This window comes from Caulobacter sp. GW821-FHT10E02, from assembly GCF_059415225.1.
The window spans coordinates 746347-764603 of the sequence record NZ_JBWKMV010000002.1; the positions used below are offsets into that span (position 1 = coordinate 746347).

Here is an 18257-nt window from a genome sequence, read left to right on the forward strand (position 1 = left end):
CGATGGCGTCGCCGGTCATCGTCACGGGCGCCGCGGGCTTCATCGGCCTGCACGTGGCCGAGCGCCTGCTGGCGCGCGGCGAGACGGTGATCGGCGTCGACGTGTTCAACGCCTACTACGACCCGGCCCTGAAGGACGCCCGGGCCGCGCGGCTGGACGGCCGCGACGGCTTCACGATGGTCCGCATGGACATCGCCGAGCACGAGGCCTTCGCCGAGCTGGTCAAGAGCGCCGGCGCCAAGCGAGTGATCCACCTGGCCGCCCAGGCCGGGGTCCGCTACTCGATCGAGAACCCGTTCGCCTATGAGCGCAGCAACCTGGCCGGCCACCTGTCGGTGCTGGAGGCCTGCCGCCACGCCGAGGTCGAGCACCTGGTCTATGCCAGCTCGTCCAGCGTCTATGGCGACCGGCCGCTGAACGGCGACGGCTTCCGCGAGACCGACCCGGCCGAGAGCCCGGTGTCGCTGTACGCGGCCACCAAGCGCTCGTGCGAACTGCTGAGCCAGAGCTACGCCAAGCTCTACGGTTTTCCGCAATCGGGCCTGCGGTTCTTCACCGTCTATGGCCCCTGGGGCCGGCCGGACATGGCCTATTACGGCTTCACCGAGAAGATGCTGAAAGGCGAGCCGATCGACGTCTATGGCGAAGGCCAGATGGCGCGCGATTTCACCTATATCGACGACATCGTCGACGGCATCCTGGGCGTGCTGGAGCATCCGCCGGCGGAAGGCGGGCACGAGGTCTACAATATCGGCGACAACGACCCCGTCGGGCTGATGGAGATGATCTCGACGCTGGAAGCCGCGCTGGGGATCGAGGCCCAGAAGATCTTCCTGCCGATGCAGCCGGGCGACGTGCCGGCGACCTTCGCCAATATCGACAAGCTGCAGGCGCTGTGCGGCTACAAGCCCAAGGTCAAGTTGGCCGAGGGGCTTGAGCGCTTCGTCGCCTGGCGGAAGACCTACGCCGGCTGAGCCATCGCCTGTTTGGCCGCCTGGTGCTCGCGCCAGGAGATGAACAGGGTCGAGATCACCACGATCGCCGCGCCGAGCAGGACCGCCGGCTTGGGAACCTCGTGGAACAGCAGGAAGCCCGCGCCGACCGCGAACACCAGCCGGGTGTAGTCGATCGGGGCCATGACCGCCGCCTCACCCGCCTCCATGCCCTTGATATAGGCCCCTTGGGTGAAGGTGCCGATCACGCCCATGGCGGCCAGCAGGCCCAGGTCCGGCAAGGTCGGCCATTTCCAGACGAACAGGGCCGGCGGGATAGCGAAAACGAGGCCCAGCACGGCGGCGTAGACCAGCAGCACGAACGGGCTATGGTCGCGGGTCATGACCTTCATGCCGGTGATGGTCAGGGCGAACAGGAAGGCCGAGATCAGGGCGCAGGCCTGTGGCCAGCCGATCCAGGCCGCCATTCCTCCTTCATGAGGGCCGCCGGAGCCCGGCCGCAACATGATCAGGACGCCCACGAAGCCGACCAGGGCCGCGCCGAGCCGCAACGGTCCGATCGGCTCGCGCAGCACGAAGGCGGCGAGCGGCACCAGCCACAGCGTCCGGGTGAACGACAGGGCGTTGGCGTCGGCCAGGGGCAGCTTCTGATAGGCGTAGAAGCCCATGATCAGGGCCAGCACCCCGGCGCTCGACCGGAAGATCAGGATGCCCGGCCGGGTCGTGCGGAACGCCGCCTTCCAGTCGCGGGCCATCAGCGGCAGGAGCACGATCACCCCCGCCAGCTGCCGGTAGAAGGTCTGGAGCGCGGCCGGATAGCCGGGCCCCAGAAACTTGATCAGGGTGGTCATGGCCGTGAAGCCGACCGCCGAGGCCAGCATCCACAGCGCGCCGCGCAGGTTCGGGGTGAGGGTCACCCGGCCGCGCCGGCGGCGACCAGCTGAGCCCGCATCGCCTCGGCCTGTTCGGGCGTGATGCCCATGGCCGCCAGGATCGGCGAGGGGGTGTTCTTGTCCCAGGCCGAACGCGGGCCGACCGTGATACCGCCGTCGACGACGATGTGGGTGCCCGTGACGAACTGCGAGTCGTCGCTGGCCAGGTAGAGGGCGGCGGCGGCGATGTCCTCGGGCAGGCCCGACTTGGGGATCGGCTGGATCTTGGGACCGATCGAGGCGATCTGGGCTGCCATCTGGTCGGCGACCTCGCGCGGCAGGCCCATCGACGCCCCGAAGATCGAGGTGGCGATCAGGCCCGGGCAGATGGCGTTGACCCGGATCTTCAACGGCGACAGCTCGGCCGCCGCGCAACGGCTCATGTGGATCACCGCCGCCTTGGCCGCCGAGTAGGCCAGCGGCCCGAAGCCGGCCTGCAGGCCGGCGATCGAGGCGGTGTTGATGATCGAGCCGCCGCCGCGCTTCAGCATCAGCGGCAGGGCGTGCTTCATGCCGATGGCCGGACCGCGCACCAGCAGGGCGAAGGTCTTATCCCAGCCGTCGACGGTGAGCTCGGGCACCGAGGCGGGCGTGCCGCCGTGGCCGGCGTTGTTGAACAGGATGTCGAGGCCGCCGAAGCTGCTTTCAGCCAGGGCCATGGTCTTGGCCAGGTCGTCTTCCGAGGTGACGTCGCAGCGCGAGAAGCGGACGCGGTCGGGGAAACGCTTTTCCAGCATCTCGCCCTTCTCGGCCTGCAGGTCGGCGGCGATGACGCTCGCCCCCTCGGCCACGAACAGCTCGACCGCGCCGAGCCCGATACCCGAGCAGCCCCCGGTGACGACGGCGACCTTGCCGTCCAGACGTCCGACCATGAGAAATCCCTCCGCGTCCCCGACCTCTTCGTGGGTCAGTGATCAATGATCATATTCGCGGAGCAAACAGTCGTTGGCTAGATGGAATCAGGCCGGGCGGCGCACCAAGGGTTCCAGGCGGCGGCCCAGATGGCTGGCGGCCAGCCAGATCATGCACGGCAGCAGCAGCACGGCCCAGGCCAGGCCAAGCCCGACCAGGCCCACGGCCGCGACGGCGCGGTGAGAGAAGCTGGAGCGCTCCTTGGCCTCCAGCGTCATGACGCGAATATCCAGGCCCATTATGCCCCAAGTCCCCCGTTCGAGATCACCGTCTCGGCCCCCACAGACCTCGAAAACATACTAACGCACCCCTTCGTTACGGGCGCGCATTTGCTCCCAGCGGGCGTTTTCCGCCGCGCGTGGATCAACTGTCGCCGCGCGCTTGCCCAGCGCCCGGACCACGTCGCGGCAGGCCGGACCGACCAGCGACCACGGCTCGACGCAGTAGCGCGAGAACAGGCGTTGCGGATCGACCATCAGCCGGAACAGCCACTCCATGCCCATCGGGCCCATCCAGCGCGGCGCGGCCTTCTGGACGCCGGCCTCGTAGTCGAAGGCCCCGCCCACGGTGAAGGTCACCGCCGGGCCGTAGGCCTTGTGGTTCTCCAGCGTCCAGACCTCCTGGCGCGGCATGCCCATGCCGACCAGCACGATGTCCGGCGCATAGTCGCGGATCGCCTGGACCACCGCCTCGTTGGCGGCCGAGCCGGGTTTCACGTTGAAATAGCCGTGGTGGCTGGCGATGTTGGCGGTCGGGTAGTCCTGGTGGATGCGCTCGATCGCCTTCTCGGCCACGCCCGGGGCGCCGCCGACGAAGAAGACCTTCCAGTTCTTTTCCGTGGCCAGGGCCCAGAACTCGTCGCGCCAGTCCAGATAGGTGCAGCGATGGAAGCGCCGGCTGGCCCGGCCCACCAGGCGCGCCCAGAAGATCAGCGGCACGCTGTCGACCTCGATCAGGTCGGCCTGCTTGTAGAATTCACCGATCTGGTGGTCCTTGCCGATCAGGTACAGGCTGTGGAGATTGTGGTTGGCGACGATGGCGCTCTGGCGCGCTTCCAGCTTGCCCGTGACGAAGTGGAACACTTCCTGGGGTCGCACCAGGTCCATGACGCCGCCGAGCACGCGCACGCGCTCCTCCGGACGTCGCGTCAGGCGATAGGCACGGCGCGGCGCTGCGGGCGCCGCATCGTTCATTCCGCTCTGTTCCTGTGGGACGAACATCGCCGCAGAGTCTCCTAGTCTTGAGGAGGCACTCTGCGGAAATGTCGTGTTTCCTTTGATAATAAGGATACTTAGCGGGATTTAACCACGATCGTCGTTCACCATTCCGGTGAACCATCCTGGTAAACCCTAGTCGACCGTGATCACCACCTTGCCCATCGCCTTGCGGCTGGAAAGGTGGGCGATGGCCTCGCCGGCGCGGGCCAGCGGGAAGGTTTCGGACACGTACGGCTTGATCTTGCCGGCCGCGTAGAGGTCCATCAGTTCCTTAAGATTCTGGGCGTGACCCTTAGGGTCTCGGGCCACCGCGGCCCCCCAGAATACGCCCACTATGTCGCAGGACTTAAGCAAGGTGAGGTTCAGCGGGATCTTCGGAATCCCCGACGGGAAGCCGATGACCAGGAAGCGGCCGTTCCAGCCGGCGGCGCGGATGGTGGCTTCGGAGTAGTCGCCGCCGACCGCGTCATAGGCCACGTCCCAGCCGTTCGGGCCGCAGGCTTCCTTGATCAGGTTGGCCAGGGCCTTCTGGCCGTCCTTGTCGAACGGACCGCGCGGATAGACGACGCCGCTGTCGGCGCCGTGCTTGAGCGTCAGGTCGATCTTTTCCTGGCTGGAGGCGGCGGCGATGACCTTCGCGCCCATGGCCTTGCCCAGCTCGACGGCCGCCAGGCCTACGCCCCCGGCCGCGCCCAGCACCAGCAGGGTCTCGCCGGCCTTCAGCACGCCGCGGTCCTTCAGGGCGTAGTACGAGGTGCCGTAGGTCAGGACGAAGGCTGCGGCCTGGTCGAACGGCATGTTGTCAGGGATGTGCGTGCAGCGCTGCTCTTCCAGGGCCAGCTTCTCGGCGAAACCGCCCCAGCCGGTCGAGGCTAGCACACGGTCGCCGACCTTGAAGCGGGTGACGCCCTCGCCCACGGCCGCGATCACCCCCGACACCTCGCCGCCCGGCGCGAACGGGCGCGGCGGCTTGAACTGGTACTTGTCCTCGATGATCAGGACGTCGGGATAGTTGACCCCGCACGCCTTGACGTCGATCAGCACCTGGCTCGGACCGGCGACGGGATCGGGCAGCTCCTCCAGGACGAGGGTCTCGGGACCGCCGACTTCCTTGCTGAGCACCGCCTTCATGATCGCCTCTCCCGCGTTTCTTCGTTAAGAGCCCGGACGCTAGCGCAGGGCGTCGGACCGGGAAAGCAGAATGTCAAACAAACGTTTTAGTCTCGCCCTGCACGGCGGGGCCGGCGCCAAGCGCGGCCACGACTACACCGTCGAGATCGCCCACATGCGCGGCCTGGTCGAGGCGGCGCGCGACCGCCTGGCCGACGGGGCCGACGCCCTGGACGTCGCGGTCGAGACCGTCGTCGCCCTGGAGGCCAGCGGCCTCTACATCGCCGGCAAGGGCGCCTCGCCCAATGCCGACGGCGAGTATGAGCTGGACGCCAGCCTGATGTGCGGTCCGACGCTGCGGGCGGGCTCGGTGGCGGCGCTGCAGGGCTTCAAGAGCCCGATCCTGGCCGCCCGCGCGGTGATGGAACAGACCCCCAACGTCATGCTGGCCGGCCAGGGCGCGATCGACTTCGCCCGCGACCAGGGGCTGGAAACGGTCGAGGACCCGGAAGCCTGGTTCACCCGCGCCGGGGCGTTCGAGGACAACCATCCGCCCGACGCCCTACCGACGGGCACGGTCGGCTGCGTCGTGCGCGACGCCGAGGGGCGGCTGGCGGCCGCGACCTCGACGGCCGGCGTGTTCGGCAAGCGGCCTGGCCGGGTCGGCGACAGCCCGATCATCGGGGCCGGCGCCTGGGCCGACGGCTACGCGGCGGTCTCGTGCACGGGCCAGGGCGAATACTTCATCCGTACCGCCGTCGCCGCCCAGATCGCCCACCGGGTGCGGTTCGGCGGCGAGAGCCTGGAGAGCGCGGCGCGAGCGGCGATCCAGGGCGTGGCGGACCTGGGCGGCCATGGCGGGCTGGTTTCCGTGGACCGGGACGGCCACGTGGCCATGCCGTTCGCGTCGAGCGGCCTGAAGCGGGCGGCGCTGCTGCTGGATGGGACGATCGTCAGCGAAGCGTTCTAGCCCCGCAGATAGTTGGTGAAATCGTCGTGAACCGTCTCTAGGGAAAGGCCGTCGCCATCCAACGATGAAATGAGATCTTCATGCACAGCCGCGCCGGCCTTCGCGCTCTTCCCGAAGATCTCATCGACCTGGATGCGCTGCTCGGCGCCTATTACGAGACCTCGCCGGACGTGACGAACCCCGCCCAGAAGGTGGTGTTCGGCACGTCGGGCCATCGCGGCTCCAGCCTGGACGGCGCCTTCAACGAGAAGCACATCCTGGCCATCACCCAGGCCGTGGTCGAGCAGCGCGCCGCCCAGGGCGTGACCGGTCCGATCTTCGTCGGCCGCGACACCCACGGCCTGTCCGAGCCGGCCTTCCGCTCGGTGCTGGAAGTGCTGGCCGGCAACGGCGTCACCGCACTGATCGACAGCCGCGACGGCTATGCGCCGACCCCGGCGGTGTCGCACGCCATCCTGGCGCATAACCGCCAAGGCGGCGCGCAGGCCGACGGCCTGCTGCTGACCCCCTCGCACAATCCGCCCCGCGACGGCGGCATCAAGTACAATCCGCCCAGCGGCGGCCCCGCCGACAGCAGCGCCACCTCGGCCATCGCCGCCCGCGCCAACGAATTGCTGGCGCAAGGCCTGAACGGCGTGAAGCGCGTCAGCTTCGACGAAGCCCACAAGGCCGCCGGCCGCTACGACTTCATGGCCCGCTATGTCGACGACCTGCCCAGCGTCATCGACATGGACGCCATCCGCGCGGCGGGCGTGCGCATCGGCGCCGACCCGCTGGGCGGCGCGGCCGTCGCCTACTGGGGCGCGATCGCCGAGCGTCACAAGCTGAACCTGACCGTGGTCAACGACGCCGTCGACCCGCGCTGGGCGTTCATGCCGCTCGACACCGACGGTAAGATCCGCATGGACTGCTCGTCGGCCAGCGCGATGGCCAACCTGATCGGGATCATGAAGGGCGGCGCGGCCTACGACGTCGCCACCGGCAACGACGCCGACGCCGACCGCCACGGCATCGTCACGCCCGACGGCGGGCTGATGAACCCCAACCACTACCTGGCCGCGGCGATCTCGTACCTGTTCACCCACCGTCCGGGCTGGGGCGCCGACGTCGCGGTCGGCAAGACCCTGGTCTCGTCGTCGATGATCGACCGCGTGGTGGCCGGGCTCGGCCGCCGCCTGATCGAGGTGCCGGTCGGCTTCAAGTATTTCGTGCCCGGCCTGCTGGACGGTTCGGTCGGCTTCGGCGGCGAGGAGTCGGCCGGCGCGGCCTTCCTGCGCCACGACGGCAGCGTGTGGACCACCGACAAGGACGGCCTGCAACTGGCCCTGCTGGCCGCCGAGATCCAGGCCAAGACAGGTAAGAGCGCCAGCCAGCTCTATGCCGACCTGACCGCTAAGTACGACGCCCCGTCCTACGCCCGCGTCGACGCCCCGGCGAGCCGCGAGGAAAAGGCGCGCCTGTCCAAGCTCAGCCCCAGCGACGTCTCCGCCAAGACCCTGGCCGGCGAGGACATCACCGCCATCCTGACCAACGCCCCCGGCAATGGCGAAGCGATCGGCGGCCTCAAGGTCTGCACCCAAAACGCCTGGTTCGCCGCCCGCCCCTCGGGCACCGAGGACGTCTACAAGGTCTATGCGGAGTCGTTCCTGGGCCCGGATCACCTGAAGCAGGTTCAGGCCGAGGCGCGCGAGGTGGTGGCCGGGGCGCTGAAGGGCTAGTCGGGAGACCTAGCCCTCTGACGTTCCAGCGTTTATACGCCCCGCATGTTTGAAGGCCTCTCCCCCCTCGCCCGCGAAGCCCGCTCCTGGCCGTTCGAGCAGGCGCGCGCCACCATCGCCCGCGTCCTGCGCGTGCGCCTCCCCGACCGCGCCGACCAGGAGGCCGCCAAGGCCCTGATCGACGCCGGCAAGGCGGACGAGGCGGTGAAAGCCTATCCGGCGCTCTCCAAGGCCGTGATCTTCGAGACCGGCTATGGTCCGTCGGGCCTGCCGCACCTGGGCACCTTCGGCGAAGTCGCGCGCACGACCATGGTGCGCCAGGCCTTCCGCGCGCTGGTCGACGACCACATCCCGACCCGCCTGATCGCCTTCAGCGACGACATGGACGGCCTGCGTAAGGTTCCCGACAACATCGAGAACAAGCAGCCGCTGATCGAGGACCTGGGCAAGCCTCTGACCGTCGTCCGCGACCCGTTTGGCACCCATGACAGCTTCGGCGCCCACAACAACGCTCGCCTGCGCGCGTTCCTGGACGGCTTCGGCTTCGAGTACGAGTTCGTCAGCTCGACCGACTGCTACAAGGGCGGCCTGTTCGACGCGACCCTGCTGACGGCGCTTGAGCGCTTCGACGCCATCCAGAAGGTCATGCTGCCGACCCTGGGCGAAGAGCGCCGCGCGACCTACTCGCCGTTCCTCCCGGTCAGCCCGACCACCGGCAAGGTGCTGCAGGTCCCGACCCTGGAGCGCAATGTCGAGAAGGGCACGATCGTCTTCGAGGACGAGGACGGCTCCAAGGTCGAGGTCCCGGTCACCGGCGGCCACGTGAAGATGCAGTGGAAGCCCGACTGGGCGATGCGCTGGACGGCGCTCGGCGTCGACTACGAGATGTCGGGCAAGGACCTGATCGACTCGGTCAAGGCCTCGGGCGCGATCTGCAAGGCGCTGGGCGGCGTGCCGCCGGAAGGCTTCAACTACGAGCTCTTCCTGGACGAGAACAACCAGAAGATCTCCAAGTCCAAGGGCAACGGCCTGTCGATGGAGGACTGGCTGCGCTACGGCGCGCCGGAGAGCCTGTCGTACTACATGTTCCAGAGCCCCAAGTCGGCCAAGAAGCTGTATTTCGACGTCATCCCCAAGGCGACGGACGAATATCTGCAGCAGCTGGACGCCTATCAGCGCCAGGAGCCGGCCAAGCAGCTGGACAACCCCGTCTGGCACATCCATTCGGGCCGCCCGCCGCAGAACGGCTCGCCTGTGTCGTTCAGCCTGATGCTGAACCTGGTGTCGGCCGCGGACGCCTCGACCAAGGAAATCCTCTGGGGCTTCCTGTCGCGCTACATCCCGGGCGCCTCGCCGGAGACCCAGCCGCTGCTGGACCGCCTGGCCGGCTACGCGATCAACTACTACGAGGACTTCGTCAAACCGACGAAGACCTTCCGCGCCCCGACCGACCAGGAGCGGGCCGCGATGCTGGACCTGCTGGCCAAGCTGAAGGCCATGCCGGCCGACGCCCCGGACGCAGAGCTTATCCAGAACGAGGTGTTCGAGGTCGGCAAGACCCACGGCTTCGACCCGCTGCGCGCCTGGTTCCAGGCCCTATACGAAGTGCTGCTGGGCCAGAGCCAGGGCCCGCGCTTCGGCTCGTTCGCGGCGATCTTCGGGATCGACCGGACGATCGCGCTGATCGAAGAGAAGCTGGGCTAACCAAGTTCCCGCATCGCGCGGACTCCACGGCGACGCTTGCGCGCGCCGGGGGAATCCGCGCGACCTGCGACACCATGTCCTTGAAAATGAACGAAGTCTGAAAACGCGGTTAAGGGTCCGCCCACCTTTCGGAGTCTAGGCTCGGACCATCAGAACCAAGATCAGTCATCAAGGTTTAGGACCATGGCTTCGTTCACCCTCCGCCCCGCCGACCGTCAGGAATTCGATTCCCTGCTTGGCGGCATCGTCCAGCAGTTCCCCGACGCCCATGTCGAGGCCGCGCACAATGACACCTGGGCGTCGTATCGCCTGGACGTGTCGTGCGAGGATCCCTCGGCCGGCCCGCTGATCGCCTGGCTGCTCGACAGCCACGCCGACTGCCCGCGCACCTGAAGACTTCTCGGGTCGGCTTTACTGGCTGACCCAGACGATCCGCGCGACCCAGGCGACCTCGTCTCGCGACAGCAGGCGAGGTTCGCCCGAGCGGCCTAGCTGGACCAATTCAAGCGTCCGGGCCGTCACGCGCCCCAGTTCCCGCACCAGCACCTCGCCGGCGATCGTCCGCGCCACCACGCGGTCGCCTTTGCGCGGCTCCTGGCTGGGCGAGACCAGCAGGCGGTCGCCGTCGCGATAGATCGGCGCCAAGTCGCTGCCCGTCACTTCCAGCGCGAACAAACCCTCGCCTAAGTCCGGCGCGGCGACCTCGTCCCAGCCGACCCCGACCGGCATCCCAGCTTCGTCGAAGAACCCATCCTGCCCGGCCTGGGCCAGGCCGATCAGCGGCGCGCCGCGTGCGCCGGGCGTCCGCACCGGCGTGCGTTCGGTCAGGGCCGCGAACTCCGAGAAATTGACCCCCGTCGCTTCCAACAACTTGGCCAGGCTCTCGGTCGAGGGCCAGCGCGCGCGGCCGTCGGTGTCGGCCGAGCCGCGTTTGGAGCGGTTGAAGCTGGTGGGGTCCAGGCCCGCCATCCGGGCCATGGCCGACGGCGTCATGTCGAAGCGCTCGGCCAGGGCGTCGATCGCCCGCCAGATTTCGCCGTGAGAGAGGGTCGCCAAAGGCGCCTCCTGAGCGTCCAGCCTTCGCTGAGGAAATTACGCCGCGCAGCCTAGGAAAGTAAACCTATCACAAGCCTTCAAGTTGACGCTTACGTAAGCGTTGACGTGCGCCCGAGATCGGGTTTAGGGTGATCAACGATAACTAAGCGGCCCGGCCGCAGTAGCCAGGCCCTCTTCATTGGGAGGTTTCCATCCATGGCCGACCTGCGACGCCCCGAGCGGACCTTCACGATCCGCCAGCTCTGCAACGAATTTAAGGCTACCCCGCGCGCCCTGCGCTTCTACGAGGACAAGGGCCTGCTGAATCCGGCCCGCGAGGGTCTGAACCGCGTCTATTCCCACAAGGACCGCGTCCGCCTGCAGCTGATCCTGCGCGGCAAGCGCGTGGGCCTGTCGCTGACCGAAATTCGCGAACTGCTCGATCTCTACGACGAGAACGACGAGGGCGCGGCGCAGATGGCCCGCTCGCTGAAGAAGTTCCGCGAACGCGCCAACGCGCTGGAACAGCAGCGCGAGGACATCGACAACGCCCTGATCGAGCTGCGCGAGGCCTGCAACCGCCTCGAACGCCGCCTGACCGAGATCCGCCCCGACCTGCTGCCCCGCGCGGCCGATTACGAGCAGGTGCTGCGCGCCCGCCTCGACGGTCACGGCGAAGCGATGTTGGGCAAGTAAGACACCCTTCTGCGGCGCCATCTCCGTGCAAGACGCGCGGGCGATGGTCGCCGCACACCCGTTTCCTCCCCCGATCCTAGCCAGGACCGCTTCATGACCTATCAGCCGCCCGTTCGCGATCACGCCTTCATCCTGCGCGACGTGCTCAACATCGACCAGCACGGCGACCTGCCGGGCTTCTCGGACGCACCGTTCGACGTGGTCGAGCAGATCCTGGACGCCGCCGCCCAGTTCACCGGCGAGGTCCTGGCCCCGCTGAACACGGTCGGCGACAAGAACGGCTGCAAGCTGGACCCGGTCACCAACGTCGTCACCACCCCGCCGGGCTTCAAGGACGCCTACAAGCAGCTGTGCGAAGGCGGCTGGACCGGCCTCGGTTCGGACCCGGCCTATGGCGGACAGGGCCTGCCGCACGTCGTCAACCTGGCCTTCAGCGAGATGTCGAGCTCGGCCAACATGGCGTTCTCGATGTATCCGGGCCTGGCCCACGGCGCCTATTCCGCCATCCATACCGGCGGCAGCGACGAGCAGAAGCAGACCTATCTGCCCAAGATGGTCACCGGCGAATGGACCGGCACCATGAACCTGACCGAGCCGCACTGCGGCACGGATCTCGGCCTCCTGCGCACCAAGGCGGTCCCGCAGGCCAATGGCAGCTACAAGATCACCGGCCAGAAGATCTGGATCAGCGCCGGCGAGCACGACATGTCGGACAACATCGTCCACCTGGTGCTGGCCCGCATCGAGGGCGCTCCAGCCGGCGTGAAGGGCATCAGCCTGTTCATCGTGCCGAAGTTCTTCCCCAAGGAAGACGGTTCGGTCGGCGAGCGTAACCAGGGCGTCAAGTGCATCGGCCTGGAAGAGAAGATGGGCATCCACGGCAACGCCACCTGCGTCATGCAGTACGACGACGCCGAGGGCTATCTGATTGGCGAGGAGAATTCGGGCCTCAAGATCATGTTCGTCATGATGAACGAGGCCCGCCTGGGCGTCGGCATGCAGGGCGTGGCCCAGGGCGAAGCGGCCTATCAAGCCGCCGTCGCCTTCGCCAAGGACCGCCTGCAAGGCCGTTCGCTGACGGGCCCGAAGAACGCCGACGGCCCGGCCGACCCGATCATCGTCCACCCGGACGTCCGCCGCATGCTGCTGGAGAGCAAGGCCCTGATCGAAGGCGGCCGCGCTTTCCTGTTCTGGACCGCCCTGCACGGCGACCTGTCGCACGTCCACCCGGACGCGGCGGTGCGTGAAAAGTCGTCCGACTACATGGGCCTGATGACGCCGGTGCTGAAAGGCTACCTGACCGACAAGGGCTTCGAGGTCTGCTCGAACGCGGTGCAGGTGCACGGCGGCAGCGGCTTCACCGAGCACTTCCCCGTCAGCCAGTTCATGCGCGATTGCCGTATCGCCCTGATCTACGAAGGCACCAATGGCGTGCAGGCCCTGGACCTGGTCGGCCGCAAGCTGGCCGCCAAAGGCGGTCGCGCGGTCATGACCTTCTTCCAGGAAGTCGACCAGTTCATCGGCGAGAACGACGCCGACGAGAGCCTGAAGCCGTTCATCGAGGCCCTGGCGGGCGTGAAGGCCCAGTTGCAGGACGGCACCATGTGGCTGATGCAGAACGGCCTGCAGAACCCCGACAACGCCGGCGCGGCCTCGACCGACTACATGCACCTCTTCGGCCTGACCGGCCTGGCGTACATGTGGGCGCTGATGGCCAAGGCGGCCAACGCCAAGATCGCGGCCGGCTCGTCCGACCCGTTCTTCACGACCAAGCTGGTCACCGGCCGCTATTTCATCGAACGCGTCTTGCCTGACGCCGGGGCACACCTGGCCAAGCTGAAGACCGGTTCGGCGACCCTGATGGCGCTGCCCGCGGAGGCCTTCTGATCATGAGCGTGCTCAACGTCGAAAAACCCGCCTTCATGGCCGAGGAAGACATCGCGATCTTCGAGGACGCGGTGGGCAAGTTCTTCGATGAGCACGCGCCTGAATCGACGGTCGCGAAATGGCGCAAGAACCACTGCGTCGATCGCGACATGTGGACCAAATCCGGAGAGGCCGGCCTGCTCGGCCTCTCCACGCCCGAACAATATGGCGGGGCCGGCGGCGACTATCGCCACGAGGTCGTGCTGATGGACATGCTGGGGCGCAAGGGCGTCGACGGCTTCGGCATCAGCCTGCACAACGCCATCGTCATGCCGTACATCTTCCACTACGGCACCGAAGAGCAGAAGCAGCGCTGGCTCCCGCGCCTGGCCACCGGCGAGCTGGTCGGCGCCATCGCCATGACCGAGCCTGGCGCCGGGTCGGACCTGCAAGGTATCAAGACCACCGCCAAGCAGGTCGGCAACCAGTACGTCATCAACGGCTCCAAGACCTTCATCACCAACGGCCAGACGGCCAACCTGATCATCGTCGTCGCCAAGACCGACGTGAACGCCGGCGCGCGCGGCACCAGCCTGATGATCGTCGAGACCGATGGCGCGGAAGGCTTCGAGCGCGGCCGCAACCTCGACAAGCTGGGTCACGAGGCCCAGGACACCTCCGAGCTGTTCTTCAACGACGTGAAGGTCCCGACCGAGAACCTGCTGGGCTCCGACGAGGGCCAGGGCTTCTTCCAGCTGATGGGCCAGTTGCCGCAGGAGCGGCTGAACATCGCCGTGCAGGGAATGGCCACGATCGAGCGGGCCCTCGAACTCACCATCGCCTACGTCAAGGACCGCAAGGCCTTCGGCAAGGCGATCATCGACTTCCAGAACACCCAGTTCGTCCTGGCCGAGTGCAAGACCGAGGCGACCGTGGCCCGCGTCTTCACCAACCACTGCATCGAGCAGCACCTGGCCGGCAAGCTCGACGCCGCCACCGCCTCGATGGCCAAGTACTGGGTCTCGGACCTGGAGAACAAGATCGTCGACCGCTGCCTGCAGCTGTTCGGCGGCTATGGCTTCATGAACGAGTACCCGATCGCGCGCATGTACAAGGACAGCCGCATCCAGCGCATCTACGGCGGCACCAACGAGATCATGAAACTCCTGATCGCGAGGACGCTGTGATCCTATCCCTCATCCTGCTGCTGGCCGCCCCGACCGCCGCCCCGGCGCCCGCTTCCGACGCCCGCTCGGCCGTGGTCTGCGTGCGCGCCGCCCCTGGTCCCCGCCCTCTGACCTTCTCCGGCGAACTGGTCGGCAAGCGCCCGCAACCCGGCGCCTTCAAGCTGCCGCTGACCCCGCCCGGCAAGGACGTCTGCAACACGCTGCTGCGCTCCAAGATCGCCGAGTGGAAGCTGGAGGTCACGACCTCGGGCTTCACGGCCTGCTCGCTGCCGCCGCCGGAGTTCGGCTCGCGCCTCTATTACCGCGCCAAGGCCGGCGCCAGCGGCCTGAAGTGCGAGCCGATCGGCAAGTACCCGATCGGCAACTGGAAACAATAAGTCCGGTCCCCAAGACCGCGCTTTCAACGACACGAACATCGCTTCGCAGGAAGGAGCCATTCCATGGCTGACGCTTACATCTTCGACGCCGTGCGCACGCCGCGCGGCAAGGGCAAGAAGGACGGGTCTCTGCACGAGATCACCGCCCTGTCGCTGGCCACCCAGGTGCTGGAAGCCATCCGCGACCGCAACAACCTCGACACCCGCCACGTCGACGACGTCGTGCTGGGCTGCGTCGCCCCCGTCGGCGAGCAGGGTTCGGACATCGCCCGCACCGCCGTCCTGACCGCCGACTACGCCGAGAGCGTCGCCGGCGTGCAGATCAACCGCTTCTGCGCCTCGGGCCTGGAAGCCGTGAACATGGCCGCCGCCAAGGTCGCCTCGGGCGAAGCCAACCTGGCCATCGGCGGCGGCGTCGAGAGCATGAGCCGCGTGCCCATGGGCAGCGACGGCGGCGCCTGGCCGACCGACCCGTCCTCGGCCTTCAAGACCTACTTCGCCCCGCAGGGCGTCTCGGCCGACCTGATCGCCTCGCTGTACGGCTTCAGCCGAGATGACGTCGACGCCTACGCCGTCGAGAGCCAGAAGCGCGCCGCCGCCGCCTGGGCCGATGGCCGCTTCAAGAAGTCGGTCGTGGGCGTGAAGGACCAGCTGGGCCTGACCATCCTCGACCACGACGAGACCGTGCGCGGCTCGACCACCATGCAGACCCTGGCCTCGCTGAACCCGTCGTTCACGGGCATGGGCGAGATGGCCTTCGACGCCGTCGTCACCCAGCGCTATCCGCAGGTGGAGAAGGTCAACCACGTCCACCACGCCGGCAACAGCTCGGGCATCGTCGACGGCGCCGCCGGCGTCCTGATCGGCACCAAGGAAATGGGCGAGGCCCTGGGTCTCAAGGCCCGCGCTCGCATCAAGGGCGCGGCCTCGATCGGCAGCGAGCCCTCGATCATGCTGACGGGTCCGTCGCTGGTCACCGAAAAGCTGCTGAAGAAGCTGAAGATGGAGGTCTCCGACATCGACCTCTACGAGCTGAACGAAGCCTTCGCCGCCGTCGTCCTGCGCATGATGCAGGCGCTGGACATCCCGCACGACAAGATGAACGTGAACGGCGGCGCCATCGCCATGGGCCACCCGCTGGGCGCCACCGGCGCGATGATCCTGGGCACCATGGTCGACGAGCTGGAACGCTCGGACAAGGAAACCGCCCTGATCACCCTGTGCGTCGGCGCCGGCATGGGCACCGCCACCGTCATCGAACGCGTCTAAGACTCAAGGACCTGACTCCTATGGAAAACTTCAAGATCGAGGTCGATTCCGACGGCGTGGCCCTGGTCACCTTCGACGTGCCCGGCCGCTCGATGAACACCCTGACCGCTTCGGTCATCAAGGAAATCGGCGACGTCGTCGACCGCATCAAGAGCGACGCCGCCATCAAGGGCGCCGTCATCACCTCGGGCAAGGCCAGCGGCTTCTGCGCCGGCGCTGACCTGGGTGAACTCGGTGGTTCGGGTGGCCTGGGCGGCGGCAAGCCGGGCGAAGAGGGCCTGAAGGCCGCCTTCGAAGCCGGCTTCGCGCTGAACAAGGCGTTCCGCGCCCTGGAAACCTGCGGCAAGCCGGTGGCCGCGGCCATCAACGGCCTGGCCATGGGCGGCGGTCTCGAGATCACGCTCGCCTGCCACTATCGCGTCGTGGCCGACAATCCGAAGATCCAGCTGGCCCTGCCGGAAGCCAAGGTCGGTCTGCTGCCGGGAGCCGGCGGCACCCAACGCCTGCCGCGCCTGATGGGCGTGATGGCCGCCGCGCCGTACCTGCTGGAAGGCAAGTCGATGAAGCCGCAGGAGGCTCTCGCCCTGAAGGTCGTCCACGAGGTGGTCGCCCCTGGGACCGAGGTCGAGGCCGCCAAGACCTGGGTGAAGACCAAGGGCGATCCCGTCGCCCCGTGGGACAAGAAGGACTTCAAGCTTCCGGGCGGCGGTCCCTACACCCCGACCGGCAGCCAGGTCTTCGTCATGGGCAACGCCATGCTGCGCAAGCAGACCTATGGCAACTATCCGGCCCAGCTGAACATCCTGAAGGCGGTCTATGAAGGTACCCAAGTGCCGTTCGACGCGGCCATCCGCATCGAGACCCGCTACTTCCTGAAGACGATGATGTCGCCCCAGGCCAAGGGCATGATCCGCACCCTGTTCCTCTCCCTGCAGGAGCTGGGCAAGGGTTCAGGCCGTCCGGCCAATGTGCCGCCGTCGGAAGCCAAGAAGGTCGCCGTCCTGGGCGCCGGCATGATGGGCGCGGGCATCGCCTATGTCCAAGCCATGGCCGGCATCGAGACCGTCCTGATCGACCAGTCGCAAGAGGCCGCCGACAAGGGCAAGGGCTACGCCGAGAACCTGGTCAAGAAGGCCGTCTCGCGCGGCAAGCTGACGGCCGAGAAGGGCGAGGCCATCCTGGCCCTGATCCACCCGACCGCCGACTACGAGCAGGTCAAGGGCAGCGACCTCGTCATCGAGGCCGTGTTCGAGAACCGCGAAGTGAAGGCCGGCGTGACCAAGCTGGCCGAGGCTCAACTGGCCGAGGACGCCATCTTCGGCTCCAACACCTCGACCCTGCCGATCACCGGCCTGGCCAAGGCGTCGGTGCGTCCGAAGAACTTCATCGGCATCCACTTCTTCTCGCCGGTCGACAAGATGGGCCTGGTCGAGCTGATCATGGGCGAAGAGACCTCGCCCGAGGCGCTGGCCAAGTCGATCGACTACGTCCTGAAGATCAAGAAGACCCCGATCGTCGTCAACGACAGCCGTGGCTTCTACACCAGCCGCTGCTTCGGCACCTTCGTGCAGGAAGGCCTGGAGATGATGGCCGAAGGCATCGCGCCCGCCATCATCGACAATGTCGGCCGCGCCACGGGCATGCCGCGCGGCCCGCTGGAGATGAACGACGACGTCGCTCTGGACCTCTCCTACAAGATCGGCGAGCAGACCAAGAAGGACCTCGGCGACAAGTACGAGGAGCGTCCGTTCGCGCCGGTGCTGGAGAAGATGGTCGTCGAGCTGGGACGCCTGGGCCGCAAGAACGGCAAGGGCTTCTACGACTATCCGGAGAACGGCCAGAAGACGATCTGGAAGGGCCTGGCCGACCTGATGCCGGTGACGACCAAGGACGCCGACGAGACGCTGATCCAGGAGATCCGCACCCGTCTGCTGTACCGCCAGGCCGTCGAAGCCGCCCGCTGCTTCGAGGAAGGCGTCATCACCGACCCGCGCGAAGCCGATGTCGGCGCCATCCTGGGCTGGGGCTTCGCGCCCTGGACCGGCGGCCCGATCAGCCTGATCGACGGCGTCGGGGCCAAGGCCTTCGTCGAGACCTGCGACCGCCTGGCCCAACAGTACGGCAAGCGCTTCGCGCCGCCGGCCCTGCTGCGCGAAATGGCCGAAAAGGGCGAGACCTTCTACGGCCGCTTCGGCGTCAAGGCGAAGGCGGCGGCGTAAGCCTCCCCTTCGATCGCTAGCTAAAGAGAAGGCCCGGTGGAAACGCCGGGCCTTTTTCTTGTCCGAAACGGCCGTGCTTGCACCGCACCCCG

At 67.5% G+C, this 18257-nt stretch carries 17 protein-coding genes; 11 read left to right on the forward strand and 6 right to left on the reverse strand.

The window, feature by feature from the left end:
- Positions 1-2: 2 nt before the first annotated feature.
- Positions 3-974, forward strand: coding sequence for an NAD-dependent epimerase/dehydratase family protein (locus AC07NI_RS13270; protein WP_494619705.1), 972 nt, complete (start codon positions 3-5; stop codon positions 972-974).
- Here AC07NI_RS13270 and AC07NI_RS13275 read toward each other — a convergent pair.
- The 5 genes from AC07NI_RS13275 to AC07NI_RS13295 all read right to left on the reverse strand — a co-directional run bounded on the left by AC07NI_RS13275 (position 962) and on the right by AC07NI_RS13295 (position 5145).
- Positions 962-1870: a DMT family transporter gene (locus tag AC07NI_RS13275; RefSeq protein WP_494619707.1), complete on the reverse strand. Its 909-nt coding sequence runs from the start codon at positions 1868-1870 to the stop codon at positions 962-964. The genes AC07NI_RS13270 and AC07NI_RS13275 overlap by 13 nt on opposite strands.
- Positions 1867-2757: an SDR family NAD(P)-dependent oxidoreductase gene (locus tag AC07NI_RS13280; RefSeq protein ID WP_494619709.1), complete on the reverse strand. Its 891-nt coding sequence runs from the start codon at positions 2755-2757 to the stop codon at positions 1867-1869. Before AC07NI_RS13280 ends, AC07NI_RS13275 begins: the two co-directional genes overlap by 4 nt.
- A gap of 87 nt (positions 2758-2844) precedes the next feature.
- Positions 2845-3036, reverse strand: a complete 192-nt coding sequence (locus AC07NI_RS13285; protein ID WP_494619711.1) for a hypothetical protein — start codon at positions 3034-3036, stop codon at positions 2845-2847.
- 60 nt (positions 3037-3096) lie between these two features.
- Entirely contained in the window at positions 3097-4017 is a 921-nt protein-coding gene (locus tag AC07NI_RS13290) for a WecB/TagA/CpsF family glycosyltransferase (protein WP_494619713.1), read from the reverse strand.
- Between the two features lie 129 nt (positions 4018-4146).
- On the reverse strand, positions 4147-5145 hold the full coding sequence (locus AC07NI_RS13295; RefSeq protein WP_494619714.1) for an NADPH:quinone oxidoreductase family protein: 999 nt from the start codon (positions 5143-5145) through the stop codon (positions 4147-4149).
- A gap of 70 nt (positions 5146-5215) precedes the next feature.
- Here AC07NI_RS13295 and AC07NI_RS13300 point away from each other — a divergent pair, with 70 nt between their 5' ends.
- From AC07NI_RS13300 to AC07NI_RS13315, 4 genes are all read left to right on the forward strand, one after another.
- Complete coding sequence (locus AC07NI_RS13300; RefSeq protein WP_494619717.1) at positions 5216-6094, forward strand: isoaspartyl peptidase/L-asparaginase family protein; 879 nt, start codon at positions 5216-5218, stop codon at positions 6092-6094.
- 80 nt (positions 6095-6174) lie between these two features.
- Complete coding sequence (gene pgm / locus AC07NI_RS13305) at positions 6175-7812, forward strand: phosphoglucomutase (alpha-D-glucose-1,6-bisphosphate-dependent) (protein WP_494619719.1); 1638 nt, start codon at positions 6175-6177, stop codon at positions 7810-7812.
- A gap of 45 nt (positions 7813-7857) precedes the next feature.
- Entirely contained in the window at positions 7858-9516 is a 1659-nt protein-coding gene (locus tag AC07NI_RS13310) for a lysine--tRNA ligase (protein WP_494619721.1), read from the forward strand.
- 183 nt (positions 9517-9699) lie between these two features.
- Positions 9700-9909 (forward strand): hypothetical protein, encoded by a 210-nt coding sequence (locus AC07NI_RS13315; protein WP_494619723.1) that lies wholly within the window; start codon positions 9700-9702, stop codon positions 9907-9909.
- 18 nt (positions 9910-9927) lie between these two features.
- Here AC07NI_RS13315 and AC07NI_RS13320 read toward each other — a convergent pair whose 3' ends face one another.
- The gene (locus AC07NI_RS13320) at positions 9928-10572 is read right to left on the reverse strand and encodes a S24 family peptidase (protein ID WP_494619725.1); all 645 of its coding nucleotides are present in this window, start codon (positions 10570-10572) and stop codon (positions 9928-9930) included.
- A 195-nt stretch (positions 10573-10767) separates the two neighbouring features.
- Here AC07NI_RS13320 and AC07NI_RS13325 point away from each other — a divergent pair, with 195 nt between their 5' ends.
- The 6 genes from AC07NI_RS13325 to AC07NI_RS13350 all read left to right on the forward strand — a co-directional run bounded on the left by AC07NI_RS13325 (position 10768) and on the right by AC07NI_RS13350 (position 18165).
- Entirely contained in the window at positions 10768-11247 is a 480-nt protein-coding gene (locus tag AC07NI_RS13325) for a MerR family transcriptional regulator (protein WP_494619727.1), read from the forward strand.
- 93 nt (positions 11248-11340) lie between these two features.
- Positions 11341-13134, forward strand: a complete 1794-nt coding sequence (locus AC07NI_RS13330; protein WP_494619729.1) for an acyl-CoA dehydrogenase C-terminal domain-containing protein — start codon at positions 11341-11343, stop codon at positions 13132-13134.
- Positions 13135-13136: 2 nt separating this feature from the next.
- Positions 13137-14300 (forward strand): acyl-CoA dehydrogenase family protein, encoded by a 1164-nt coding sequence (locus AC07NI_RS13335; protein ID WP_494619731.1) that lies wholly within the window; start codon positions 13137-13139, stop codon positions 14298-14300.
- Positions 14297-14677 (forward strand): hypothetical protein, encoded by a 381-nt coding sequence (locus AC07NI_RS13340; protein ID WP_494619733.1) that lies wholly within the window; start codon positions 14297-14299, stop codon positions 14675-14677. Before AC07NI_RS13335 ends, AC07NI_RS13340 begins: the two co-directional genes overlap by 4 nt.
- Positions 14678-14740: 63 nt before the next feature.
- Positions 14741-15946 carry an acetyl-CoA C-acetyltransferase gene (locus AC07NI_RS13345; protein WP_494619735.1) on the forward strand — a complete coding sequence of 402 codons (1206 nt, stop codon included), beginning with the start codon at positions 14741-14743 and terminating at the stop codon, positions 15944-15946.
- 20 nt (positions 15947-15966) lie between these two features.
- Positions 15967-18165, forward strand: a complete 2199-nt coding sequence (locus AC07NI_RS13350) for a 3-hydroxyacyl-CoA dehydrogenase NAD-binding domain-containing protein (RefSeq protein ID WP_494619737.1) — start codon at positions 15967-15969, stop codon at positions 18163-18165.
- The last annotated feature ends 92 nt before the right edge of the window (positions 18166-18257 follow it).

Coding starts and splice junctions, on each gene's coding strand:
- AC07NI_RS13270 (WP_494619705.1), top strand. CDS start 3: ATGGCGTCGCCGGTCATCGTCACGGGCGCCGCGGGCTTCATCGGCCTG.
- AC07NI_RS13280 (WP_494619709.1), bottom strand. CDS start 2,757: ATGGTCGGACGTCTGGACGGCAAGGTCGCCGTCGTCACCGGGGGCTGC.
- AC07NI_RS13285 (WP_494619711.1), bottom strand. CDS start 3,036: ATGGGCCTGGATATTCGCGTCATGACGCTGGAGGCCAAGGAGCGCTCC.
- AC07NI_RS13290 (WP_494619713.1), bottom strand. CDS start 4,017: ATGTTCGTCCCACAGGAACAGAGCGGAATGAACGATGCGGCGCCCGCA.
- AC07NI_RS13295 (WP_494619714.1), bottom strand. CDS start 5,145: ATGAAGGCGGTGCTCAGCAAGGAAGTCGGCGGTCCCGAGACCCTCGTC.
- AC07NI_RS13300 (WP_494619717.1), top strand. CDS start 5,216: ATGTCAAACAAACGTTTTAGTCTCGCCCTGCACGGCGGGGCCGGCGCC.
- pgm (WP_494619719.1), top strand. CDS start 6,175: ATGCACAGCCGCGCCGGCCTTCGCGCTCTTCCCGAAGATCTCATCGAC.
- AC07NI_RS13310 (WP_494619721.1), top strand. CDS start 7,858: ATGTTTGAAGGCCTCTCCCCCCTCGCCCGCGAAGCCCGCTCCTGGCCG.
- AC07NI_RS13315 (WP_494619723.1), top strand. CDS start 9,700: ATGGCTTCGTTCACCCTCCGCCCCGCCGACCGTCAGGAATTCGATTCC.
- AC07NI_RS13325 (WP_494619727.1), top strand. CDS start 10,768: ATGGCCGACCTGCGACGCCCCGAGCGGACCTTCACGATCCGCCAGCTC.
- AC07NI_RS13330 (WP_494619729.1), top strand. CDS start 11,341: ATGACCTATCAGCCGCCCGTTCGCGATCACGCCTTCATCCTGCGCGAC.
- AC07NI_RS13335 (WP_494619731.1), top strand. CDS start 13,137: ATGAGCGTGCTCAACGTCGAAAAACCCGCCTTCATGGCCGAGGAAGAC.
- AC07NI_RS13345 (WP_494619735.1), top strand. CDS start 14,741: ATGGCTGACGCTTACATCTTCGACGCCGTGCGCACGCCGCGCGGCAAG.
- AC07NI_RS13350 (WP_494619737.1), top strand. CDS start 15,967: ATGGAAAACTTCAAGATCGAGGTCGATTCCGACGGCGTGGCCCTGGTC.